The organism is Nesterenkonia xinjiangensis (genome assembly GCF_013410745.1).
GTDB lineage: Bacteria > Actinomycetota > Actinomycetes > Actinomycetales > Micrococcaceae > Nesterenkonia > Nesterenkonia xinjiangensis.
The window spans coordinates 2893817-2916904 of sequence record NZ_JACCFY010000001.1 but is presented as its reverse complement, the minus strand read 5'-3'; the positions used below and the strand labels follow the sequence as shown (position 1 = coordinate 2916904).

The 23088-nt window shown below is 68.7% G+C and carries 27 protein-coding genes, 1 other RNA gene and 1 pseudogene; 16 read left to right on the top strand and 13 right to left on the bottom strand.

The features are described from left to right. Nucleotides 1-14 precede the first annotated feature (14 nt). The 7 genes from HNR09_RS13150 to smpB all read left to right on the top strand — a co-directional run bounded on the left by HNR09_RS13150 (nt 15) and on the right by smpB (nt 5153). The gene (locus HNR09_RS13150) at nt 15-977 is read left to right on the top strand and encodes a metal ABC transporter solute-binding protein, Zn/Mn family (RefSeq protein ID WP_179542456.1); all 963 of its coding nucleotides are present in this window, start codon (nt 15-17) and stop codon (nt 975-977) included. Further along, entirely contained in the window at nt 974-1747 is a 774-nt protein-coding gene (locus HNR09_RS13145) for a metal ABC transporter ATP-binding protein (RefSeq protein WP_343047548.1), read from the top strand. The genes HNR09_RS13150 and HNR09_RS13145 overlap by 4 nt, the downstream gene beginning before the upstream one ends. Beyond that, nucleotides 1744-2646, top strand: coding sequence for a metal ABC transporter permease (locus tag HNR09_RS13140; RefSeq protein ID WP_179542455.1), 903 nt, complete (start codon nt 1744-1746; stop codon nt 2644-2646). The genes HNR09_RS13145 and HNR09_RS13140 overlap by 4 nt, the downstream gene beginning before the upstream one ends. Next, nucleotides 2643-3392, top strand: a complete 750-nt coding sequence (locus HNR09_RS13135; protein WP_179542454.1) for a metal-dependent transcriptional regulator — start codon at nt 2643-2645, stop codon at nt 3390-3392. The genes HNR09_RS13140 and HNR09_RS13135 overlap by 4 nt, the downstream gene beginning before the upstream one ends. Nucleotides 3393-3457: 65 nt before the next feature. Next, a complete protein-coding gene (locus tag HNR09_RS13130; protein WP_179542453.1) occupies nt 3458-3997 on the top strand; it encodes a CrcB family protein in 540 nt (179 codons plus the stop codon). Continuing rightward, complete coding sequence (locus HNR09_RS13125) at nt 3994-4395, top strand: fluoride efflux transporter FluC (RefSeq protein ID WP_179542452.1); 402 nt, start codon at nt 3994-3996, stop codon at nt 4393-4395. The genes HNR09_RS13130 and HNR09_RS13125 overlap by 4 nt, the downstream gene beginning before the upstream one ends. A gap of 254 nt (nt 4396-4649) precedes the next feature. Beyond that, nucleotides 4650-5153 (top strand): SsrA-binding protein SmpB, encoded by a 504-nt coding sequence (gene smpB / locus HNR09_RS13120; RefSeq protein ID WP_179542451.1) that lies wholly within the window; start codon nt 4650-4652, stop codon nt 5151-5153. A 107-nt stretch (nt 5154-5260) separates the two neighbouring features. Here smpB and ssrA read toward each other — a convergent pair. The 11 genes and pseudogenes from ssrA to HNR09_RS13065 all read right to left on the bottom strand — a co-directional run. Beyond that, nucleotides 5261-5638: a transfer-messenger RNA gene (gene ssrA / locus HNR09_RS13115) on the bottom strand. Nucleotides 5639-5757: 119 nt separating this feature from the next. After that, nucleotides 5758-6675, bottom strand: coding sequence for a permease-like cell division protein FtsX (gene ftsX / locus HNR09_RS13110; RefSeq protein WP_179542450.1), 918 nt, complete (start codon nt 6673-6675; stop codon nt 5758-5760). Next, a complete protein-coding gene (gene ftsE / locus HNR09_RS13105; protein ID WP_179542449.1) occupies nt 6672-8480 on the bottom strand; it encodes a cell division ATP-binding protein FtsE in 1809 nt (602 codons plus the stop codon). The genes ftsX and ftsE overlap by 4 nt, the downstream gene beginning before the upstream one ends. 195 nt (nt 8481-8675) lie before the next feature. Beyond that, a complete protein-coding gene (gene prfB, locus HNR09_RS13100; RefSeq protein WP_179542448.1) occupies nt 8676-9788 on the bottom strand; it encodes a peptide chain release factor 2 in 1113 nt (370 codons plus the stop codon). 88 nt (nt 9789-9876) lie between these two features. Then, nucleotides 9877-10446 carry a pilus assembly protein TadG-related protein gene (locus HNR09_RS13095; RefSeq protein WP_179542447.1) on the bottom strand — a complete coding sequence of 190 codons (570 nt, stop codon included), beginning with the start codon at nt 10444-10446 and terminating at the stop codon, nt 9877-9879. Then, complete coding sequence (locus tag HNR09_RS13090; RefSeq protein WP_179542446.1) at nt 10443-10952, bottom strand: hypothetical protein; 510 nt, start codon at nt 10950-10952, stop codon at nt 10443-10445. The genes HNR09_RS13095 and HNR09_RS13090 overlap by 4 nt, the downstream gene beginning before the upstream one ends. Then, nucleotides 10939-11367, bottom strand: a complete 429-nt coding sequence (locus HNR09_RS13085) for a TadE/TadG family type IV pilus assembly protein (RefSeq protein ID WP_179542445.1) — start codon at nt 11365-11367, stop codon at nt 10939-10941. Before HNR09_RS13085 ends, HNR09_RS13090 begins: the two co-directional genes overlap by 14 nt. 6 nt (nt 11368-11373) lie before the next feature. Then, nucleotides 11374-11610: a hypothetical protein gene (locus HNR09_RS13080; RefSeq protein ID WP_179540184.1), complete on the bottom strand. Its 237-nt coding sequence runs from the start codon at nt 11608-11610 to the stop codon at nt 11374-11376. A gap of 95 nt (nt 11611-11705) precedes the next feature. After that, on the bottom strand, nt 11706-12647 hold the full coding sequence (locus HNR09_RS13075) for a type II secretion system F family protein (protein ID WP_343047547.1): 942 nt from the start codon (nt 12645-12647) through the stop codon (nt 11706-11708). Beyond that, nucleotides 12644-13504, bottom strand: a complete 861-nt coding sequence (locus HNR09_RS13070) for a type II secretion system F family protein (RefSeq protein WP_179542444.1) — start codon at nt 13502-13504, stop codon at nt 12644-12646. The genes HNR09_RS13075 and HNR09_RS13070 overlap by 4 nt, the downstream gene beginning before the upstream one ends. After that, nucleotides 13501-14463 (bottom strand): annotated as a pseudogene (locus tag HNR09_RS13065) (TadA family conjugal transfer-associated ATPase); the annotation flags it as partial. The pseudogene HNR09_RS13065 and the gene HNR09_RS13070, both read right to left, overlap by 4 nt. Before the next feature lie 31 nt (nt 14464-14494). Here HNR09_RS13065 and HNR09_RS13060 point away from each other — a divergent pair. The 9 genes from HNR09_RS13060 (at nt 14495) to HNR09_RS13020 (ending at nt 22026) form a co-directional block, all read left to right on the top strand. Further along, the gene (locus HNR09_RS13060) at nt 14495-15970 is read left to right on the top strand and encodes a recombinase family protein (RefSeq protein WP_179542443.1); all 1476 of its coding nucleotides are present in this window, start codon (nt 14495-14497) and stop codon (nt 15968-15970) included. 98 nt (nt 15971-16068) lie between these two features. Next, nucleotides 16069-16518, top strand: a complete 450-nt coding sequence (locus tag HNR09_RS13055; RefSeq protein ID WP_179542442.1) for a hypothetical protein — start codon at nt 16069-16071, stop codon at nt 16516-16518. 160 nt (nt 16519-16678) lie between these two features. Then, the gene (locus HNR09_RS13050) at nt 16679-16894 is read left to right on the top strand and encodes a hypothetical protein (RefSeq protein WP_179542441.1); all 216 of its coding nucleotides are present in this window, start codon (nt 16679-16681) and stop codon (nt 16892-16894) included. Nucleotides 16895-17267: 373 nt separating this feature from the next. Continuing rightward, entirely contained in the window at nt 17268-17630 is a 363-nt protein-coding gene (locus tag HNR09_RS13045) for a hypothetical protein (protein WP_179542440.1), read from the top strand. Next, entirely contained in the window at nt 17627-18940 is a 1314-nt protein-coding gene (locus tag HNR09_RS13040) for an AAA family ATPase (RefSeq protein ID WP_179542439.1), read from the top strand. Before HNR09_RS13045 ends, HNR09_RS13040 begins: the two co-directional genes overlap by 4 nt. A 155-nt stretch (nt 18941-19095) precedes the next feature. Further along, the gene (locus tag HNR09_RS13035; protein ID WP_179542438.1) at nt 19096-19389 is read left to right on the top strand and encodes a hypothetical protein; all 294 of its coding nucleotides are present in this window, start codon (nt 19096-19098) and stop codon (nt 19387-19389) included. A 4-nt stretch (nt 19390-19393) separates the two neighbouring features. Continuing rightward, complete coding sequence (locus HNR09_RS13030) at nt 19394-20038, top strand: hypothetical protein (protein WP_179542437.1); 645 nt, start codon at nt 19394-19396, stop codon at nt 20036-20038. A 277-nt stretch (nt 20039-20315) separates the two neighbouring features. After that, nucleotides 20316-21191 carry a phage major capsid protein gene (locus HNR09_RS13025; RefSeq protein WP_179542436.1) on the top strand — a complete coding sequence of 292 codons (876 nt, stop codon included), beginning with the start codon at nt 20316-20318 and terminating at the stop codon, nt 21189-21191. A gap of 340 nt (nt 21192-21531) precedes the next feature. Next, a complete protein-coding gene (locus HNR09_RS13020) occupies nt 21532-22026 on the top strand; it encodes a hypothetical protein (protein WP_179542435.1) in 495 nt (164 codons plus the stop codon). 304 nt (nt 22027-22330) lie between these two features. Here HNR09_RS13020 and HNR09_RS13015 read toward each other — a convergent pair whose 3' ends face one another. Together HNR09_RS13015 and HNR09_RS13010 are read right to left on the bottom strand one after the other, a co-directional pair. Further along, complete coding sequence (locus HNR09_RS13015) at nt 22331-22777, bottom strand: hypothetical protein (protein ID WP_179542434.1); 447 nt, start codon at nt 22775-22777, stop codon at nt 22331-22333. A 36-nt stretch (nt 22778-22813) separates the two neighbouring features. Beyond that, nucleotides 22814-23002: a hypothetical protein gene (locus HNR09_RS13010; RefSeq protein WP_179542433.1), complete on the bottom strand. Its 189-nt coding sequence runs from the start codon at nt 23000-23002 to the stop codon at nt 22814-22816. Between the last annotated feature and the right edge of the window lie 86 nt (nt 23003-23088).

The following is a 23088-nucleotide window of genomic DNA, read 5'->3' as shown; positions in this document are numbered from 1 at the left end:
ACCATACTGGAGCCATGCCCCACTCCACGACGACGTCCACGGCCGCACTCCTCGCCCTCGGTGCGCTGCTGCTCAGCTCCTGCTCCCCCGCCGGAGGATCGGACAGCGGATCGGATGGGGCAGAGCCCGGCGGTGAGGACGTGCCGGTGGTGCTCACCACGTTCACCGTGCTGCAGGACATCGCCGCCGAGGTTGGGGGCGACCGGGTCGACGTCCGCTCCATCACTCCGCTGGGGGCGGAGATCCACGAATATGACCCCACCCCCGGTGATGTGCGCGACGCCGCGGAGGCCGATCTGGTGCTGGCCAACGGACTGGGCCTGGAGGCCTGGCTGGAGCAGTTCCTCGACCAGTCCGAGGCGTCCACCGTCGTCGTCACCGATGACATCGATCCCCTGCCGGTGACCCGGCTGCCCGGCCACCCGGACGACTCCACGGAGATGCCGATCAACCCGCATGCGTGGATGTCTCCGCAGCAGGGCGTGAAGTACGTCGACGGGGTCGAGGAGGCACTGACGGATCTCTCCCCCCAGGACGCCGAGGTCTTCGCCGAGAACGCCGATGCGCTGCGCGAGGAGCTTGAGGATCTCGACGCCGAGGCCCGCGACCGCGCCGAGCAGCTCGACGACGTCCACCTGGTCACCTGTGAGGGCGCCTTCAGCTACCTGGCCGAGGACCTCGACTTCGGCGAGCACTATCTGTGGCCGGTCAATGCCGATGACGAAGGTTCGCCCCAGCAGATCGAGGCGCAGATCCGCTATGTGCAGGACCATGACGTCCCCACGGTGTTCTGCGAGTCGACCGTCAACGAGGCCGCCCAGCAGCAGGTGGCCCAGGACTCCGGCGCCGAGCTGGGCGAGCCGCTGTACGTGGACTCCCTCTCCGCGGAGGACGGCCCGGTGCCCAGCTACCTGGATCTGCTGCGCCATGACCTGGAGCTCATCCTCGATGGGGCGGACGTGGAGGGGTCCGAATGATGAGCCAGTCGGCCCCGGACGCCATCGCAGTGCACGGCCTCAGCGCCGGGTACCCCGGAGTGTTGGCCCTCGAGCAGGTGGACCTCACGGTGACGCCCGGCCGGCTCTGCGCCTTGGTGGGCGCCAACGGCTCGGGCAAGTCCACGTTGTTCGCCGCGCTGCTGGGGCTGCGCGCCCCCGCCGCCGGACGGGTGCGGCTGTTCGGCCGGAGCCCTCAGGCGGCACGTCGTCGCAACCTGGTCAGCTACGTCCCCCAGCATGATCAGGTGGACCACTCCTTTCCGGTGACGGTGGAGCAGACCGTGATGATGGGTCGCTACGGGCACATGGGCTTCACCCGACGCCCTCGGACGGCGGATCGCGAGCGGGTCGGTGCGGCCCTGGACCAGGTGGGCCTGGGCGGACTGCGGACGCGCACGATCGGTGAGCTCTCCGGCGGGCAGCGGCGGCGAGCGTTCCTGGCCCGTTCGATCGCCCAGGAGGCGCCGCTGATGCTGCTGGACGAGCCTTTCGCCGGGGTGGACCGCGCCTCGGAAGAGCTGATCGTCTCCGTGCTGCACCAGCTGCGCGACGCCGGCACCACGCTGCTGGTCTCCACCCATCACCTGGAAGGGATCCCGGAGCTGGCCGAGGAGGTGGTGCTGCTGCACCGCACCGTGCTGGCCTCCGGGCCTCCCGAAGCGGTGCTCACCGAAGAGCGCCTGGCCCGGGCCTTCGGCACGGTGCTGGGGCTGGGTCCGCAGCTGCCGGGGTCGGAGGGGCAACGATGAGCACGTTGTCCGAGCTGCTGCTGGGGCCTCTGGAATTCGGGTTCATGCAGAACGCCCTGCTGGTGTCGGTGGTCGCCGCGGGGGTGTGCGGCCTGCTCTCCAGCTGGCTGGTGCTCATGGGGTGGTCGCTGATGGGAGAGGCGGTCGCCCACTCCATCCTTCCGGGCATCGTGCTGGCCTACATCTTCGGAGTCCCCATGGCCGTGGGCGCCTTCGTGTTCGGCATGCTGGCGGTCGCACTGATCGGGGGGATCAGCACCTCTTCGACGCTGAAGCACGACACCGTCATCGGCGTGGTCTTCACCTCGCTGTTCGCGCTGGGCCTGGTGCTGATCTCCCGGACCCCGAGCCAGACGCACCTGCAGCACATCCTCTTCGGCAATGTGCTGGGAACCTCCCGGACGGACCTCTACCAGGTCCTGGTGCTGGGCGCGCTGACCGCGGCGGTGCTGCTCATCAAACGCCGGGACTTCACACTGCTCGCCTTCGACCGGACCTTCGCCCACACCATCGGCCTCTCGACCGCCGGGCTCTCCGCGGTGCTGCTGATGCTGCTGGCACTGACCACGGTGACCGCCCTACAGACTCTGGGCATCATCCTGGTGGTGGCGATGCTGGTGATCCCCGGGGCGACGGCGCTGCTGGTCACCCGCACCTTCGGGCCGATGCTCGCGGTGGCCTCGTCCTCGGCGGTGGCCTCGGCGGTGGTGGGGGTCTATGCCAGCTACTGGCTCGACATCGCCACCGGCGGCACGATCGTGCTGGTCCAGGCCGCGCAGTTCACTGCGGCCTATCTCTTCGCCCCCCGGAAGGGCCTGCTGGGCCAGGCGGTGCGGCGGCATCGTCCGGCGGCACCTAGAATTGATCAGGCTTCCGCGTCCACCGAGAGGACCTCATGACCCCGCGCACCTCCGCCCAGGGACGCTCCACCCGCACCGCCTCGGCGACCACGTCGGTGGAGGACTACGCCAAGACCATCTACGGGCTGGCCGAGTGGGACGACGCCGCGGTGACCGCCTCGGCGCTGGCCAGGACCCTGGGCGTGTCGAACCCGTCGGTGACGCTGATGGTGCGCAAGATGGCAGACCTGGGCCTGGTCGACCATCAGCCCTATGCCCCGATCCGGCTGACCGAGCAGGGGCGCCAGCTGGCTCTGGCGATGGTCCGCCGTCATCGCCTGATCGAGACCTGGCTGGTGCGCGAGCTCGGCTACGGCTGGGACGAGGTCCACGAGGAGGCCGAGCGGCTCGAGCACGCCGTCTCGGAGAACTTCGTGGACCGGCTCGACTCCCGCCTGGGACATCCGCGGGTGGACCCGCATGGTGACCCCATCCCCGGCCCGGACCTGAGCATGGACTATCCGGACACCGAGCTGCTGTGCCGGGTTCCGGCCGCCTCGGCCGTGCGATTGGAACAGGTGGACGACGGAGTTCCGGACGCGCTGCGGATCCTGGCGGAGCAGGACATGGAGATCGGCGCGCAGGTGCAGGTGACAGCCTCCGACGCCGGCGACGTCGTGGTGGCCCGCACCGGGGCAGGGGAAGGCATCCGGCTGGCCCATGAGCTGGCTCACGCGATGCGGGTGTCGGTGGTGACGACGTCCCGGCCGTCGTCGGCGCCGCTGTCCGAGGACGCCACAGGCTGAACCCGAGGCAGCTTCATCCGACCGGGCTGCACCTCCTGGGCCGTGCGGCGTATTAGGCTTGGACGGTGTCTTCTCCCGTCACACCCGCTCCCGCCGCTGCGGCGCCGACAGCTCCCCCGCTGCCGGCGCTGATCCTGCTGGTCGCCTGCGCCGGAGCTGTGGGCGCCCTGCTGCGGCTGAGCCTGGGGCAGGTCATCCCTGAGCACGGCATGAAGTTCCCCTGGACGACGCTGCTCATCAACATCACCGGCTCCGGGATGCTCGGGATGCTCACCGGGATCGCGGCGGCCCGGCCGGCGCTGCGCCGCTGGGCGGTGCCGGTGCTGGGCACCGGGCTGCTGGGCTCCTACACGACCTTCTCCCTGGTGATCCTGGCGGTGATGCCCGCGGTGCCCGGCGGAGCCTTCGAGAAGCTCAGCGCCGTGACCTACGTGAACCCGGGGACCGTGGAGATGCTGTTCTATCTGTTGATCAGCGTCATCGCCTCCACCGGGGCCGCCGCGGCGGGGGTCACCGTGGGCCGGGCGATCTTCGGAGGTGTGGAGGACCCCTATGTGCGCCGCGGTGCGCGGGCGGATCAGGGCCCCGGGGGTGAGAGCCGATGACCACGACCCTCTCGGTCGCTGTGGTTCTCGGGGTGGCCCTGGGCGGTGCGACCGGAGCGGTGCTGCGCCTGCTGCTGGACCGCTATGTGCGCTACGGCATCCTGGTGGCGAACTCGCTGGGCTGCCTGTTCCTGGGCTTCCTCTTCGGGAGGTTCTCCGCGCTGACGGCCCTGGAGGCCGTGCCCGAGTCCGGGGTCTTCTCCCCCGGTGTCATCACGGTGGTCAGCTACGGGCTCATCGGTGCGCTGAGCACCTTCGCGACGGTCTCGCTGCGCGCGGCCCAGCGATGGGTGGACGGCCAGCGGATGCAGGCCGCCTGGATCTGGCTGGTCAACGTCGCCTGCGGGTTCCTGGCCGCCGGCATCGGGCTGGCGCTGTCCGGGCTCGGGTCTCTCTGAGCACCTCCGCTCAGCGGAACCGGCGAGGCAGGGCCCAGGGATCGGTCCTGTATGGGAGGCCGTCGGTGAGGGCCTCGACGGCGGCGCGGGGAGGGCCTGCCACGCGACGGGTCCCCGCGGACTGCGTCGACCGACGCCGCGTGGTGTGATCTCCCCCACAGGGATCACCCTGGGTGTATGATGGACAGTCGGCTCTGCGGCCGGCCATGCGGCCGCGGGCACTGGCCCCGATGCAGCTGCGAGGAGGTGGCACCATGGCGAAGAAGAACTCACGCAAGGGTCCCAAGGACCCCAACAACAACGTGGTCGCCACCAACCGGAGAGCACGGCACGACTACAACATCCTGGACCGCTACGAGGCGGGGATGGTGCTGACCGGCACCGAGGTGAAATCGTTGCGCGAAGGGCAGGCCTCGCTGACAGATGGCTTCGCAGCATTCTCCTCCGGCGGCGAGCTGTGGCTCGAGCAGGTCCACATCCCGGAGTATCTGAACGGCACGTGGACCAATCACAGCGCCCGCCGGAAGCGGAAGCTGCTGCTCCATCACAAGGAGCTGGTGAAGATCACCCGGCAGATCGAGTCGCCGGGCCACACGATCGTCCCTCTCCAGCTGTACTTCAAGGATGGCCGCGCGAAGGTCGAGATCGGCATCGCCCAGGGCAAGCGCGAGTTCGACAAGCGCGAGACGCTGCGTCGCAAGCAGGACGAGCGCGACGCCCAGCGCGCCATGCGCTATCGCAACCGCGGCGCCGCCTGAGGCTCTCCTGAGCGCCACGCACCGGGTGCGCTGACCTGTCGACCAGCACACCTTCGCAGGGAGGACCGCATAGAAAAGCCCCGCCAGGGAGACCCTGGCGGGGCTTTTCGTGGAGACGGCGGGAATCGAACCCGCGTCCGATCTGGCCTTGCATGGACTTCTCCGGGCGCAGTCTGCGCATTGGGTGTTACTCGGCCCCAGCCATCATGCAGACAAGTGGCTGACCCGGGCCCAGTCGTGAAATTGTCGAGCGACGTCCCCACGACAAGGACGGCGTCCAGTGGCTATCTAGCTGATGCCGGCTGCTGAGTCGACAGCAAACTCAGGCCGACAGACTCGCGGTCGCTGCTATCAGGCAGCGAGGGCGAAGTCAGTGCGCTTAGAATCGGCACTTATTGTTTTGCAGAGTGGTATTTACGAGGTCACCCTACATCCTCGGCCCGCTTCCCCATGCTCAACTCAGATCGTCGAAACCGATCGTCCCCTTATGCGGTTGTCAATCACCGTCCCTGCCACACCAACGGTGCGGCGCAGGTGTTCCAGTATAGGACAACCGAGGCCGGGGCCACAATATTCCGACAGGGCTCCTGGAGCGGGGCGCCGCTCAGACGCGCAGGTAGCGACGGACCGTCAGCCAGGAGGACAGCACCGCCAGCAACACACCGATGAGCACCAGCCCCGGCATGATGATCCAGGAGGAGGAGGCGTCGATGAACTGGATCCCCGGGACCTGCTGGGAGAGCCACTGACCCAGCAGGAACTCGGCGACCACCCAGGTCGCCGCGCAGGCCAACAGGGAGCCGATCACTGCGGCGATGACGCCTTCGAAGACGAAAGGCAGCCTGATCATCGACTTCGAAGCGCCGACGAGACGCATGATCCCGGTCTCCCGGCGTCTGCTGAAGGCGGAGAGCCGGATGGTGGTGGAGACCAGCAGCACTGCGCAGACGATCATGACCGCAGCGATGATGAGTGCGACGATCGTGAGCCCGTTGAGGATCGCGAAGATCTGATCGAGGACCTCCTGCTGATCGGCCACGGTCTCCACTCCCGGCGCCGAGGAGAACAGCTCTGTGACGATCGGATACTCCTCCGGCTCATGGAGCAGCATCCGGAAGGACTCGGGCATGTCTGCGGCCTCCAGGGACGCGGTGCGGGCACTCTCACCGCGCGACTCGAGGAAGCTCTCCAGGGCCTCCTCCTGGGACTCGTGCCGGAAGCTGGCCACGTACTGGCTCGCCGCGCCCTCCTCCAGGGAGAGTTCGAGGGCCTCACGCTGGTCCGCGCTGATCGCCCCTGTGGGGCAGGCCGACTGCGTGGAGTTTTCGGTGCAGAGGAATACCGAGACCTCGAGCCGGTCGTAGAAGTCGTCGGTCATCTGATCGACCTGGGTCTGCATGAGCGCGGCGGCGCCGACGAAGGTCAGCGAGATGAAGGTGACCAGGATGACCGAGGCCACCATGGCGACATTGCGGCGCAGCGAGGTGAATGTCTCGCGCAGCATGTACAGCAGGCGATTCATCGGTTCCTCCTCAGTCGTCGCCAGATGGAGCGATGCTCTCCGGTGACCCCGAGCTGCTCAGCGGTGCGGCGGGTGTCGGTATAGGTGGACTGGGAGGCCGAGGAGCGTGGCTTCGGGACCTCAGGAGACTCGACGTCGGGGCTCGACCCGCCGGGTGGAGCATGCTCGATGGGATCATCCGCCGGGGAAGCTGCGTCAGACTGGTGATGCTCCGGGGGCAGGTCGGCGACCTCCTCGCCCTCGGCGTCGACGGCGCTGGCGGGGCGGTCAGCATCGGGCACGTGCTCCGGGACGTCACGGTCGGCCGGCTCGACAGAAGCCGGGTCAGGCGGCGCAGGCTCAGAGGAGGGCGGGTCAGAAGAGGCCGGGCCCTCCCCCTCGTCGGGAGTCGCCGCCGTGGCAGACTCAGCCGGACTGGCCGGCGGCACCGGGAGGCGTCGTCGGGGGCCCTGGCCGCGAGAGGCCGGGTGGTCCGGCTCATGGATGGGCGGCTCGTCCTCGCTGCTCTGCGCGCGGAGCCGGGCATCCTCGATCTCATCACGGCGGTCGTTGGCAGACCCAGGGGCTGCGGGAGTCGCGGCACTGCCCTGGCGGTCGACCTCTCCCCCGGCGGCGTGAGACAGCCAGGAGAGCCGTGGCTTCTCCGCGGCGCCCTCCGGTCCGGCGGACATCTGCGTGTGAGAGGAGACAGCCTGACGCAGCGCGTCGCGCAGCCTCTCGGGGTCTGCGCCCTCCCCCTCGGGCTCAAGCCCGCTCTCGGGCTCCGTGTAGCCGTCACGGTCCAGGTCAGGCATCTCGGCGCCGTCGAACTCGCCAGTGGGCTCGGGGACGTCGACCACGGCCTGCGGACCGCGGAGGTGGTCCGGCCAGCTCACGTGGATCCCCTCCTCCCCGGGCGCGGGGCTCTCCTCGGGCGTGGTGCCGGGCTCCGGTGTGGACTCCGAGTCGCTGTCGAAGGAGGCCACGGCGGGCACATCCTCGCCGGCGCTCCGGGCGGCATCTGCGGTGACCGTGTGCGGCGCCGGTTCCGCCGCCGGTGCCGGCGCGGGGCGCGGGTCGTGGGCTCGAAGCGCCCCACTGGTCTCCTGCTCGCTCAGAATGGTCCAGGCGTGTGAACCGCGAGGCGGGTCGTAGGAGCCGCGCTCGTCGTCGCGCACCAGCGCCCCGTCGTGCAGCTGGACGACCCGGCGGCGCATGCGGTCCACGATGGCGCGATCGTGGGTCGCCATCACCACGGTGGTGCCAGAGGCATTGATCCAGCGCAGGATCTTCATGACCTCGTCGGAGGCTCGCGGATCCAGGTTGCCGGTGGGCTCATCTGCCAGCAGGATGGCCGGCTCGTTGACCATGGCTCGGGCGATGGCGGCACGCTGCTGCTCTCCGCCGGAGATCTCATGCGGATAGCGGCGGCCCAGGTCCTCGAGTCCGACCCGCTCCAGCACCGAGGTCACCCGCTCACGGATCTGCGAGCGCTTGGCTCCGATGACCCGCATGGCGAAGGCCACGTTGTCGAAGACGGTCTTGTCCGGCAGGAGGCGGAAGTCCTGGAAGACCATGCCGACGCTTCGCCGGTAGTCCGGCACCCGGCGCTCCAGCATGAGGCCGAGGTTCTGGCCGGCCACCGTGACCTTGCCGCGCTGCGGCAGGCCTTCGCGCAGGATCATGCGCAGCAGGGTGGACTTTCCAGAGCCCGAGGCGCCGATCAGGAAGACGAAATCACCACGGTTGAACTCCACCGTGACGTCGTCGAGGGCCGGACGGCCTCCCGGCTCATAGCGCCGTGTGACGTGTTCGAAGCGGATCATCTCTCACCAGCTGCCCCGGCGCGCACCGGCCATTCGGGGCACAGGTCGGGGAAGGCAGGCCGGCGCGTTCTGACTCTAGTTCAGCTGGGGCCGCTTTCGGGCCATCAGGGACGGCGTGCCGGAAGTTCCTGGGCCACCGGTGGGGCACCGGAGAGGTGACCAGGCAGCCCGGAGGGTCCGGGAGCCCGGCCGCGCTCAGTTCTCCAGGAGGGACTGGGCACGCCAGCGGATGCCGGCATCGATGAAGCCATCGAGGTCGCCGTCGAGCACCGCCGAGGTGTTGCCGACCTCGTGCTCGGTGCGCAGGTCCTTGACCATCTGGTAGGGGTGCAGCACGTAGGAGCGGATCTGGTCACCCCAGGAGGCCTTGATGTCGCCGGCCATCTCTTTCTTCTCCGCGGCCTCCTCCTGCTGCTTGAGCAGCAGCAGGCGGGACTCGAGGACTCGCATGGCGGCGGCGCGGTTCTGGATCTGCGACTTCTCGTTCTGCATCGAGACCACGGTGCCGGTGGGCAGGTGGGTGATGCGCACCGCGGAGTCGGTGGTGTTGACCGACTGGCCGCCGGGACCGGATGAGCGGTAGACGTCGATCTTGAGGTCGTTCTCATCGATGTCGATGCTGTCGGTGCCCTCGATGAGCGGGATGACCTCGACGGCGGCGAAGGAGGTCTGGCGGCGGCCCTGGTTGTCGAAGGGGCTGATGCGCACCAGGCGGTGCGTGCCGGCCTCCACCGAGAGGGTGCCGAAGGCATAGGGGGCCTTGATCTCGAAGGTGGCCGACTTCAGGCCGGCCTCTTCGGCGTAAGAGGTGTCGAGGACCTTGACCGTCCAGTCGCGGCGCTCGGCCCAGCGGGTGTACATGCGCAGCAGCATCTCGGCGAAGTCTGCGGCGTCCACGCCTCCGGCACCGGAACGAATGGTCACCACGGCGTCACGCTCGTCGTACTCCCCGGCGAGCAGGGTCACGATCTCCAGGGAGGCCAGAGCCTTGCGGATGGACTCGATCTCCTGGGCCGCGTCGGAGAGGACCTCCTGGTCGCCCTCCTCGTGGGCCATCTCCACCATGAGCTCGACGTCGTCGATGCGTCCGGCGAGCTTGGTGAGGCGCTCGAGCTCGGACTGCTTGTGGCTCAGCTGGGAGGTGATCTTCTGTGCGTTGGCCTGGTCGTCCCACAGGTCCGGCGCGGCAGCCCGCTCGCTGAGCTCCGCCACCTCGTCCCGGAGCTTGTCCACGTCGGTGACGTCGGTGATGCGGGTGAGGGTGGAGCGCAGGGAGCGCAGCTCAGTGGGGAAATCAGTCTCTGCCATAACGTCTCCACCCTACCGGCTGGCGGGGAGGTTCGCCTGCCGCGGCACCAGATCCGGCGCTGGCTGCGCAGGACTCCACCGCTGCGGCTCATCGATTGAGGCTGACCCGGGAGTGCGACTCTGCACTGATCGGGATCTCGGCGGGCAGGAACCAGCTGAGGATCGGCAGCTCGGCCGAAGCCCCGAGCCGGACGTGGGCCGTCTGGCCGCCGTCCGCGACCCACGCGTCGGTGACTTCGAGCCCGGGGAGGCGGCCGTGCGCACCGGAGGCGTCCAGATAGTCCTGAGCCTGGGCGCGGACCTGAGAGGAGGTCAGGGTCGGTGCGGAGCCTGCTCCCGCGGCGCTCTGTGCCGCTGCGGAGGCGGCGCCGTCGGCCGCCGAGAGCAGCTTGCGGGCCTCCAGGTTCACCGCAGTGGCGCCGACCACCACGGAGACGAGCATCAGCACCACCAGGATCATGCCCAGGATCAGCACCGTGGACTGGCCGGACTCCTCGTCATGCAGCTGCCGGCAGCGGGCTCGGACGCCGGAACGGAGGCCAGGCAGGACGCGACGGTGGACTCCCCCAGCGGTCCTGCGGTCCTTCCTGGGGCATCTCCCCTCGCGGTGCGGTACTGATCCCCCAGTGGACTTCTGAGGTCGGGTCCCGTCGCTCATCCGCCCTGCACCTGCACCGAGGTGGAGGAGACCGTGACCAGGGTGGGCTGCCAGGACCCGACGTCAGGGACCAGAGGCACCGGGACCTGGATCTCGACCGAGAAGGTGACAAGGTCACCGTCGGCGGTGCAGTCACCCTGCGGGCAGCCCCGACTGACGGTGGCCCGATCTGCGGCGATGTCGAAGTCCTGCAGCGCAGCCAGCACCGCGGCCTCACTGCGGCTGTCGGCCCGCGGATCGCCGCCTTCGGCGGCCACGTACATCTTCGCGGCCTGGTCGGCTGCCCCGGACGCGGCGTACGAGGCGCCCTGGACTGATGAGACGCCCAGCATGAAGTAGATGATCGGGATCAGCAGCAGCACGGCGAGCAGGATGAACTCCACGATCGAGGAGCCGTCCTCCGCTTCCACCGGCCCGAGCCGACGGCGCAGCGGGGCCAGAAGCTTGCCGGCAGCCCCGGACGTCCGGAGTCGACGAGTCGACGGACGGGTGTCAGTCGAAGGCATAGGCCCTCCCCTGCACCTCGAGCATTCCGAGACCGGGCCCGATCCCCATCAGCGGGACCCCGGCCCGCACCGTGATGCGCAACGTGCGGCCTTCCTCCTCATCGACGTAGGTGTAGGTGACGTCTCCGGCATGGTCGCCGGCGATCGAGGAGGCGATGAGCGATCGTGTCCGTTCCACCCCGTCCTCCGCGGTGCGGTCGTGCAGAGCCCCGAAGCGAGCGCCGGAGGAGGCGGCGTCGATGAGCGTGTTGCGCACGTGGACGAAGGTCATCAGCTGGATGACCGCCAGTGTGAGCAGCACCAGCAGTGTGGCCACCATGGTGAACTCCGCAGTGGCGGCACCACGCTCCTCACGCAGCAGGGATCGGCACTCGACCCGTCCCCCGCACGGGCTGGACTTACTGAGCTTCACCATCGGAGGTCAACGGGACACCTGGTCGATGGCGTCGCTGAACAGCCCCTGGAGCGCCGGCTGGGCGATGGCCAGCAGCCCCGCGACCAGCACGGCGCTCATCAGGGTGATCATCACCCAGCCCGGCACGTCACCGCGCTCCTCGGTGTGCAGACGAGTCAGCAGCGCGGCCGGGCCACGGCCGTGCTGGAGGTCCCCTCGCTCGTCACAGCTTGGCGTCTGGGGCTGGTTCTTCTGGACGTACATGGTGTGTTCCTCTCCGATGATGTGATGGATGGTGATCGGTTCAGTGGTTGGAGCTCAGGTCTCGGTGCGTACGGTGGTCAAGTGCAGTGCGGGCCTCAAACTCCGATGGAAAGAAGTTCGAGCCCGGGGTAGACGGCGAAGATTACAGTCAGCGGAAGCACCCCGAAGACGAGTGGGACGAGCATCGAGATCTCCTTCTTGCCCGCGGTCTCCATCAGGTCGCGCTTCGAGAGGTCTCGGACGTCCTGTGCCTGAGCCCGCATGACGTCGGCCAGAGGTGTGCCCCGCTCCATCGCCACGATGATGCCCTCCAGGAATCGTGAGATCGGTGGTGACTGCACACGCCACGACATGGTCTTCAGTGCGTGGGAGAAACTCGTGCCGGCCTGGGTCTGCCGCAGTACTCGGGTGAGCTCGACGTTCAGCTCGCCGCGGGAGACTCGGCTGACCCGTTCGAATGCCCCAGGAGCGCTCTCCCCGGCGCTGACCGCGAGGGCGATCATCTCCGCCACCGTGGGGAACTCGGAGAGCATCCGGCGCTGACGACGGCGGATCTGTGAGCTGAGCAGGTTGTCGCGAAGGGCGAACCCCAGCACGGCCAGCACAGTCACGCTCAGCACGGCCACCGCCCCGTGGAACTGCCCGGAGACGAAGGCCACCAGATTGATCGCAGCCCCCAGGACAGCACCTGCAGCACCCATGGCGACCTGCTGGAGCCGGAATTCCGACGGGGCGTTCCGTGAGTCCGCCTGGTCCAGGCGACGCTGCAGCGCGGCGACATCGAGGCTGAATCTGTCCAGACGGACCATGGCGGCCTTGAGCAGCGGGGTGAAGATCCGTCCCACGGCCCCTAGAGGGACCAGAGGCGGCGCGGTGGGCGTGAACAGCCCGACGCCCACTCCTGTGGAACGCAGGGCCGGGGAGATCCGATCGACGAAGCGGGGGCGGTTCATCACCGGCAGGGAGGAGACCACCACCAGCAGCCCGAGGCCGAGTCCCAGCCCGGCGATGACGGCCCAGGTGATCGTGACGCTCACAGCAGCACCCTCTCTTCCTCCGGCAGCGCACCGATACGCAGCATGAGTCGATAGCAGACGAGGGAGACCACCAGGCCTGCGGCGAGCACCATCAGCCCCGTCATCCCGCGGTAGGCCTCTGCGGCCTCCGGCTGAGTGGAGAGCAGAAGCACGACGACCCAGGGCGCGGAGACGGCCAGCTTCGCGGCGTTGACCGTCCACGACTGACGTGCTTCGAGTTCGCTGCGGGTGCGGGCATTCTCGCGGAGGAACTCCGCCAAGGTTCCCAGCAGCCTGCCCAGATCCGAGCCTCCCACTTCTCGAGTGATGGTCAGCGCGACGATGATCCGATCACCGACCGGGTCGGCGAGTCTCTCCTTGAGCCGCCGCAGGGACGTCTGCATGTTCTGGCCCGCGCGATAGTCCCGGGAGAACTCCACGAAGGGCTCACGCAGCGGTGCCGGGCCGGAGCTGCCCAGCTGGATGAGCGCCTCAGGAAGCGACATCCCGGCCCGCACGGCGGAGCGAAGATGGTCGACGACGTCGGGCCAGATCTCTCGGAGCGCCGCACGTCGGCGTGCCGCCTGCCAACGCAGCACCACCACGGGCACGGAGGAGGCGAAGAGAGCGAAGCACAGCGCGACCGGGACCGCCGCGGTCAGCAGCATCACGAGGAGGAAGCCGACTACCGCACAGGCGAGGATCGCCGTCACCGCGCCCGAGACCCCGACACGCTGGTGCCCTGCCTCCGCGAGCAGACGCCGAAGGCGCCCCGCGCGCCTTCCAGCACGATCAGGACGGTCCATTCGACGTGGCCAGAACGACCACCAGACCAGCAGCAGGCCCATCCCCAGGGCAGTGCCCAGCAGCAGGCTCACCCCAGCACCCCCGCCCTCACCAGCTGGCCGTGGCCGTCCTCTGAGAGCTTCGGCAGGTCGAAGATCGCGCTCGGACTCACCTGCAGCTCCCCCTCGTTGCGGATGAACAGTGTGGAGGTCTCGATGCGCTCGGCCTCGACCCGGGAGCCGACCGCCACGATCTGTTCGACGTGACGGCTCCCCCTCCCGTCACGAGCGCAGTGCACGACCAGGTCCACGCAGGACGCGACCGTCGGCACGATGAAACTGCGGCCGATGTTCTCCCCGGCGAGCAGGGGCAGGGTGCAGATCTTGGTCAGTGCCTCATGAGCACCGTTGGCGTGGACTGTCGCCATGCCAGGCAGGCCGCTGTTGAGCGCGATGAGCATGTCCAGGCTCTCCGCCTCGCGGACCTCACCGACGATGAATCGGTCAGGGCGCATGCGCAGCGCCTCTTTGACAAGTCGCCGCAGCGGAATCGCGCCCTCGTTCTCGAGATTCGGCTGGCGGCACTGCAGACCCACCACGTCGCGGAGGGGCAGCTGGAGCTCAAAGATCTCTTCCACGGTGATGACCCGCTCCCGGGGCCCGATGGCCGATGCCAGGCAGTTGAGCATCGTGGTCTTGCCGGCCTGCGTCGCACCAGAGACCAGCACATTCATGCCGCCGGCGACGCACACCTCCAGGAAGCGGGCGGCGGCCACCGAGAGCGAACCGAGATGGACGAGATCATCCAGGCTGGAGGCGCGAGCGATGAACTTGCGGATATTGACCGCCCAGTGGCGACGGGTGATGTCGGGGATCGCCACATGCAGACGAGAGCCGTCAGGCAGGGCGGCGTCCACGAAAGGTGAGGACAGGTCCAGCCGGCGACCGGAGCTCTTCAGCATGCGTTCCACGAGGTCACGGACCCGCTCTTCGGTCAACGTGACGGACGTCAGCTCCGAACGGCCCCCGCGAGCCACGAAGACCTCCTGCGGGGGAATTGTTCGCTAGGGGTAGCCTAGAGTCATGAGCAGCGCCATGCAACCGACACCAGCAGGCATCTACGTCCGCATCTCGCAGGACACCGAAGACACCGGCCTCGGCGTGAAGCGCCAGCGGCAGGACTGCGAAGCCCTCGCCGCCCGCAAGGGCTGGGAAGTGGTGGACGTGTACGAGGACAACGACGTGAGCGCGTCGAAGGGCAAGCCCCGTCCGGCGTATCAGCGGCTCGCCCGCGACGTGGACGCAGGCCGTGTCCGTGCCGTCGTGGTCTGGGACGTAGACCGGCTGACCCGCACGCCGCGAGAGCTCGAGGGCGTGATCGAGTGGGCAGAACGTCACGGGCTCGAGCTCGCCAGCGTCGGCGGTGAGATTGACCTGTCCACGCCACAGGGGCGCATGACGGCCCGCATCAAGGGCACTGTGGCCCGGCATGAGGTCGAGCAGCTGAGTCGCCGCGTCCGTCGGAAGCATCAGGAGCTTGCCGAGGCGGGGAAGCACGCGGGGCCGCGCCCGTTCGGGTGGGACATCACCGCTGACAAGCGGCTGACCATCAACCGGGCCGAGGCGGCAGTCGTACGGGAGTGTGTGCGCCGTGTCCTCGCCGGTGAAGGCCTGTGGAGCATCGTCAACGACCTGACCGAGCGCGGCGTCACCACGCCCAGGGGCGGGCCGTGGCAGACGCAACCGCTGCGGCGCATGTTGCTGCGGTGGCGCAACTGCGGCATCCGGACGTACAAGGGCCAGGAGATGGGGCCGGGACAGTGGGAGCCGATCATCGACCGGGAGACTCACGAGCGCGTCGTCGCGCACCTGACCGACCCGGCACGGAAGACCAACAACCGGGGCACGGCAGTCCGGTATCTGCTGACCAGCATCGCCGAGTGTGGCGAGTGCGGTCGCTACCTGGTCGGCAAGAAAGGGTACACGTATCGGGTGAAGGTGCCCCCGCTGGCCGGTGAGTCCGAGCCTCGCTACCGGGTCCGCACCTACGCGGCGGCGTACACGTGCCCGCACGCCGGGTGTATGCGTGTCTCCCGGCCCATGACAGACCTCGACGAGCATGTGAGCGCCGTCGTCGTCGGCTACCTCGAGCGGGAGGGCGTGAGGCTGCTCGGCGGGGACGCCGAAGCGGCCCACGAAGCGCGGAGCAGGGTGGACGCCCTCGAGGCGAAGCTAGGCCTGGCCGCTGACCAGTTCGCGGACGACATCATCACAGGTGACCAATTCCAGCGCATCACGGGCAAGCTACGGCCACAGCTCGAGGCTGCCCGCTCCCAGCTCGCCCGGTCCATGCCTGCCGACGGGCTCGAGGGGTTCGCCGGTCCAGATGCGGCCACCGTGTGGGACGGGGCCGACGTCGAGCAGCGGCGGCGGGTGCTGCGCATCCTCGGGGAGGTCGGTCTGCGCATCCGCGTGGACCGGGTGGGCTCCGGCAATGGTCGCGAGTATGACCCCGACAGCGTGACAGTGACGTTCGAGAGACAGGAGGTGACGGCATGACGTCGCACCAGAGCGGTAGCGGAGCGCGCCCCCCTCAGCCGGATCATGGGTGGACAGTCCGGGGAAAGACCCGAGACGAGGCGCAGCGCATACGCGACATGGCAAGCCTGCTGACCGGACTGCCGACGCCAGAGGACGGCGACGTCACCGACGAGCAGCGAGAACGGTTGCAGGCACTGGACCCCGGCCGGGTGGCCGCTGCGCGCCTGCTGGCGTCGGATGAGCTGGACGCGGCACTACGGGCCGCAGGAGGCGGCAAGGCTGTGCGCGTACGCCTGGACCACCAGAAGCGCAACGACCGGCGAGCGCACTCGACGGGCCTGACGTTGACGCTCGGCGGGACCGTGAGGGGCTTGCGGGTCGGCCAGTCTCGGCGCGGGCCACACGTCGATCCGCGCCGCCTCGCAGAGGGGAGCCCACCCGAGGGCGGAGCGTGGAACCTGCCATGCGGTGAGTGCGGTGCCGTCCTGAGCCACCGGGTGGACCAGCTCATCCGCGCCCATGTCGAGGCGGTCGCATCTGGTCGTCGTGTCGCGGTGATTGCTTAAGCCCGATGCATTAGCATAGGTGGCGAGTCAGCCACAGGCTGACCCATGCGCTCCATGCCGCTACATGCATGGACCACGGGCACGCAGACCGCGTGTGTAGCCCAACGGCTCCCGGAAGCTGAGCAGCCCCGCGCTGCCCAATTTCCAGGGAGCCATTTTCATGCCCTCGGACATCTCACAGGCGCGCGCCCGCCTCGGAGCCGCAACACGGTACGGGGACCAACAGGCCGCAGACCAGGCCCGCCGAGAGCTCGCCGCCGCGAAGCTCGAGGCCGCAGTCGCCAAGACCCTCGCCACCGCTCCCCCACTCACCAGCGAGCAGCGGGAACGCATCGTCGCAGCCCTCACCCCTCACCCAGGAGGTGAAGGCGCATGACCAGCGCACACAACAGCGCCCCGACCGGAGAGGGCCGGGGCGCTGCGGACGAAGGAGAACCATGCCGCGTCGTTGACGACACCACCATGATACCCCACCCCGGTACCCGTGGGAACACAGTCACCAGCGACCAGCCTGCCCCTGTCCCCGCCGTCGAGGACGGGCCACGCCTCGACCTCACCGCCCGCATCACAGGCGTCTACGTCGCCCTGACACAGGTACAGACCGCCCACGGCCAGCCCCGCTACCGGCGCAAGGTACACCTATCCCTCGACGCCGCCCAGAAGGCCGTCCAGCGGGCCCGCTCCCGTGGGCTCCACGGTGAAGTGCACGTGTGCGAACTCCGCCCCATCACAGGGCAGGAGGGCACACCATGAGCCGACACACCAGCGCCCCCACTTGGGAAGACATTCCCCTCCTGGCCGAGGCCGAGACGATCCGCGTCTACTGGTCCGGGCCACACGGCACCGACGAACTCGGCGTGCCCCGGTACACCCTCGGCGTCGTCGTCCGCTGCCCGTTCTGCCGCCGTGAACACAACCACGGCACCGGACGCGGCTACGGCGAGGACATCCCCGCCATCCTCAGCAGAGTCGCCCACTGCGCAGGCCGGTACGCAGACGCACACCCCACGGGCACCTACTGGATCACCGGAGCCGACCGGGCCGACATCCCCAGCTACCCCGGCGAGCGCGCCCGCCAGATCGCCCAGCGCAGGCAGGAGGCGGACACGTGACCACAGCCCCCGACATGACCGTACTGCGCAACCAGTACCCCAAGAGTCACGGCCTGATCCGGGACATTCTCGACGGCCTGCCCCATGAGCAGCGGCAGGCAGTCGAGACCACTCACCGGAGCTACCTGCGGACCGTGGAACGTCGTCACGGCGACGTCCCTGACGACGTCGGCCCGCACCTGTGGAACGCCGCCCTCGCCACCGTGCTCGGCGGACGGGAGGACGTAGCCGACCCGGTGGCGCTGGATGAGCAGGTCCACGCAGCCCGCGTCCGCCAGCAGGTGAGCAGCCTCCGCGCCAGGGAGGACGCCCGCCGCGCCCTCGCCGCCGAGCAGGCAGCAGAGACCACCATCCCTGCCCCGGCAGGCCTCGACGCGTTCATCCACGACCACGCGGACGAGGAAACCGCATGGAGGGTAGAAGACCTCTGGCCCAGGGGCGGCAGGGTGCTACTCGCCGCCCCGCCGAAGGCCGGGAAGACAACCCTCATGGCGAACCTACTGCGCAGCCTCGCAGACGGCGACCCGCTACTCGACAGGTTCGGCGTTGAACCCGCCGAGGCCGGGGTCACCCTCATCGACACGGAGATGGGGCGCGGACAGCTCGCCCGGTGGCTGGCGGCCCAGCGCATCCACAACGCCGAACACGTCCGGGTGCTGTCCCTGCGCGGTGACCTGTCCAGGTTCAACGTGCTCGACCCGGCGACCCGCACCCGATGGGCGCGCGCCCTCGAGGGTTCGCAGGTGGTCGTCCTGGACAACCTGCGGCCCGTCCTCGACGCCCTCGGCCTCGACGAGAACCGCGAGGCCGGGAGGTTCCTCACCTCCTGGGACGAGCTCATGGCCGAGGCTGGCGCGGACGAGTCACTGATCGTCACCCATACCGGCCACAACTCGGAGCGGGCACGCGGTGACTCGGCGCTGCTGGCCAGCAATGATGCCATGTGGACCCTTGTCCGAGCCGAGGCCGACAACCCCGCATCTGACCGCTACTTCAAGGCCTACGGCCGGGAAGTGGACTTCCCCGAGGCGCTGATCGAGTTCAACGACGGGGCGCTGCGCATCGCCGGGGGTAGCCGGAAGCAGCACAGGATCACGGGCAAGCTCGAGCAGCTGCGCGACAGGGTGCTCGAGCACCTGTCAGATGCCGAGGGCTGGCAGTCGAAACGTCTGATCGAGAAGAGCATCGCCGGGGACAACAACCTCATCCGGCAGGCGCTTGACGAGCATGTCGCCACTGGCCGAGTGGTGGCCCGTCCGAGGCAGGGACGAGGCGGCGGGAAGGAGTACGCGCTACCCGCGAAAACCTAACTGCGCTGAACTGCGCTAACCGTGCTGAACAGCGCGCTACGGAAGTGCGCTAAGTGCGCTTTATATAAGCGCACTTGCACTTCCACCAGCACACTACGCCAGAACCGCACCACCACTATCCAGCGAACTTCAGACCGCGAAGGGACACCACACCCATGAGCCACACACCACCACCGGGCGAAGCCGCCTACTTCCCCGCCCACATTCGAGCCAGGGCCTACGCCTACACCCTCGCCGTCTACCGAGGAGACCCGCACCGCGCCAAGGTGCTCGACGACCTCGACGGCGACGACCTGCTCCGAGCCGTCGAAGCGCTCGCCGCTATGAGCATCTCAGCGATCAACGCCGCAACCGGGGGCAATGCCGAGGCCTGCCTGTCGCAGATGCAAGACCAGACGCAGCGCGAACTGCTCCACGCCGACAACAACACCACCGACCAGGAGGGATGACCCCATGACCACCACCAGCAACACCACCACCAGCAGCAACGCCAGCCAGGACGCCGCCAGCAGCGCCCAGGACGGCCAGGAGGCCCCCGAGGGCACCAGCGCCCGCCCCGAGACTCCCAGCCGCTCACAGGAGCACACAGCAGCCAGTCAGGAGGGCCGGGAGCCCACCAGCAGCCCCGAGAACGCCCCCGAGGGCCACCAGGACGCCACCAGCAGCCCCGAGGGCCACTCTGAGGGCGACCAGGACGGCGAGGACGGCACCAGCGACGCCGACGAGACCACCGGACGCCGCAACGAGGCCGCGAAGTACCGGCGCAGGCTCCGCGAGACGGAGACACAGCTCGAAGCAGCCCAGCAGCAGAACGCGGCCCTGCAAGAGCAGCTAGACGCCTACCAGTGGGCCGAGGTCGGCAAGCACCTCAGTACCCTGCGCAGCGCCGAACCGCTGCGCAGGCTCGGCTACGCCCTCGAGGACTTCCGGGCCGACGACGGTACCTTCAGCATTCCCGCCATCCGCGAAGCCGACCGGAAGGCGGCCAGAGAACTCGGCCTGCCCAATCCGTTCCGAGGCCTCGAGAACCAGATCGACCGCCAGGGCAGCAGTACCTCATGGGACGACCTCATCAAGGGCGCAGCCCACCGCCGCTGACCCTCCCAGCCACCGGCACCCACCACCGGCGCTGATATGCTGAACGGTGAGGTCGGCCATGCCAGGGAAGACCGCCCCAGGAGGGCACCCGGCAGAGTAAGACCGCACCTCACCGTTCAGCCCCCAGGAGGGGCACCGTCAGCCGCCAGGACGCGGCGCGGAACCACACCCCACCATCACAGGCGGGGACACGCCACCTGACCGCAGCGGGCCACGCTGCGCGCCCGTCTGGCACTGGTCACGCGCCCCGCCGTCCTCCCGAAAGGCTGAACACCTCATGAGCTTCACCACCGCCACCACTGGCGCATCCGGGCTGCTGCAGCCCGAGTACACGGACCTGGTACTTGACCCACTGTTCCGTTCATCCCTCGCCCTCGGCGGCGGCGTCCACCCCGAGGGTGACGCCCTCCCCGCCGCCCCGCAGCTGACCACCGTCCACCGGTACCAGCAGCGTTCAGAGCTGCGAATCCCCGTGTGGCGCGAAGACCCGTCCGCCGAATGGGTGGCCGAGGGTCAGGAGATCGTCACCGACGCCCCCGAACTGGACGAGATCGTGATCGACCCGAAGAAGGTTGCTGGCATCGTGCCGATCACTCGCGAGCTCGCCCGCGACTCCACCCCCGAAGCCTCGCAGCGTGTCGGCCAGTCCCTGGCCCGCGAGGCAGGCCGCAAGGTGGATCAGGCATTTTTCGGTGACCTCGCCTCCACGAACGCGAACGCCCCGAGTGGGCTCGAGTCCCTGGACCTCGACGCGCTGACCGTCGCTACCCTCGAGAACCTGGATGCGTTCCAGGAGGCAGCCCTCGACGTGGCCACGAATGAGGGGGAGGTCTCCGGCTGGGTGGCCCACCCCGCGACGATGTTGCAGATTCTGCAGCTCAAGGACGCGTCCGATTCAAACCGGGTGCTGCTTGAAAACGGGGACCTCCTGGGGCGTCCGCTGATCCCCTCCCCTCACGTTTCTGAGGGCACCGTGTGGGGCCTGGACCACCGTCACATCTACGTCGCACTGTCGCAGGACATCGAACTCGACGTGTCCAGTGACGTGTACTTCACCAGTGACCGTGTGGCGCTGAAGGTCACGTGCCGGGTGGGCTTCGGCTTCCCGCATCACGGGGCTATTGCCAAGGTCGTCATCGGCGGCGAGGGCTGACCCTCGCACCTGTAGACCACTGGCCGCGCCGCCCACGTCGGAGGCCTTGCGACAGCGACTCTCTGCGCTGCTCCACAGCCTCCGGCGCGGCCAGTGCCTCACGTAGGGCGCGCCCTGGCCGACGCGTCCACAGTGAGGAATCCGGCGCGGACGGGAGCAGATGTTTCCATCCTTTCTGCTGCTCCCGTCCGCGCCAACTCCACGGGCCGACTCCACCCCAGGGGGTATCCCCTCCCCGGTGGCGAGGTCGCCCCCCTACGGCCATAGCGAGATCTCCCCCCGGTTTCCCGTTTTTCTGGGATCCGGGGTTTCTGCTGTCTGCCGCCGTAGGCTCAGGGCCATGACAGATGAGCGGTTGATCTTCGGGGCGACGGGCCTCGACGCGGCGACTGAGCGCTACCGGGTGGCAGAGCGTGCCCTCATCTCCCGGCCCGAGGACACGCGCCCGGTAGAGGCTGCCGTCCTGGAATGCGCGTGGTGGTGTCAGATGCTCAATGAGCGTCTGGAGAAGACGGCCACGGGGTACCGGGAGGCCCGCAGCAACGACGCGGCGGGGCAGACGGTTCAGGGCGTGAGGTTCGCCCGCAACCGGTACTCACACAGCCCCGTCGTCGCCGTGGAGAGGGTCGAGGGGGTCACGTTCCCGATCACGTTCCCGGCGTCGTTCGGGGTCCGTGTGATCTGGCGCGGCGTGAAGGCCCTGGGCAGGGATGAGCGGGACAGCAAGGGCCAGCAACGGGCCTATGCTGAGCTGTTGGCAGGGCGGCATGTGGCCGAGACGCTGGCGACCGCCTCGAGGTGGTTTCAGCGCTGGGGAGTCCCTGCCGGCGGCTGAGCTGCCGGCTTCTGGTGTGCCGGTCTATCGTGCGGGCGGAGTGTTGACCGGGCCGTCGTAGCAGCCACGGGGGCACGTCCACTTCCGAGACCGTGAGGTCTCGGTGAGCGTCTGCTCGCGACGCGGGATAGGGCGCGGCCTGATCGCGCCTCTGCAGGTGGGGCAGGTGTCGGGTAGGGCGTCGTCCATGCGCCGAGAGTAGCCGTGCGGGTACGGGCCGGTGAAGGGCTCCGGGCCGGTGCCGGACATGAGTAGGCCCCCGGTGATGGAGCAAGCAACACCGGGGGCCTACTGGCCTGGGAGGCTACCGGGAGCCGCTGACACGTCCGGTGAGCTCGGAGAGGGGCAGCACGGCGGCGAAGACGTGAGCACCGACGCCGAGGTCGTTCGCGGCTCGGAACATCTGCGAGACGGTGATCTGTTCCATGCCTCCGGCGTCCTCGACGGCGGCGAGGATCGAGGCTCGCAGGTCGTCGGAGACCTCGACGAGTCCGGGCATCTCCTGGATGCGGTAGCCGGTGACGCCTGCGCAGTCGCAGAGGTAGGCGATAGCCTCAATGCAGCCGCGTCCGAGGCCTCGCAGGTCGCAGGGTTCGCCGTCGGGGTCGATGGGGTTCGCGGGGTAGATGCCCTGGACGTCGTGAGCCCCGTGGGCCTGGACGTAGCTGCCGATGCGTGTGCCGTCTTCGGCGCGGACGGTGTAGCGGGTGCTGGTGGGGTTGACGTGCTGGTCGATGGTGATCGTGGTCATGGTGTGGTGCTCCAAATCGTCCCTAGATGGATATATCTAGCGAACAAGTTGCGGACCGTTGATCCAGATCTCTTCGATGGTGTCGTCCTCAAGAAGGGGCTGAAGCTCTCCGAAACCCGCCACCGAGTCCAGGATGTGCTTGACTGCCGCCTCCAGCTCACCGATCAGCGGCAGGGAGCTCACCATCGAGCGCCTGTCATACTCATCGACTGCGGCCTCGACCATGTCTCGGAGGCCGCCCCGATCTTCCGCCGGGTCCAGTCCGCACAGACGGATCTGCTCCGGACCTCCTCCTCCACGATCGTCAGAGC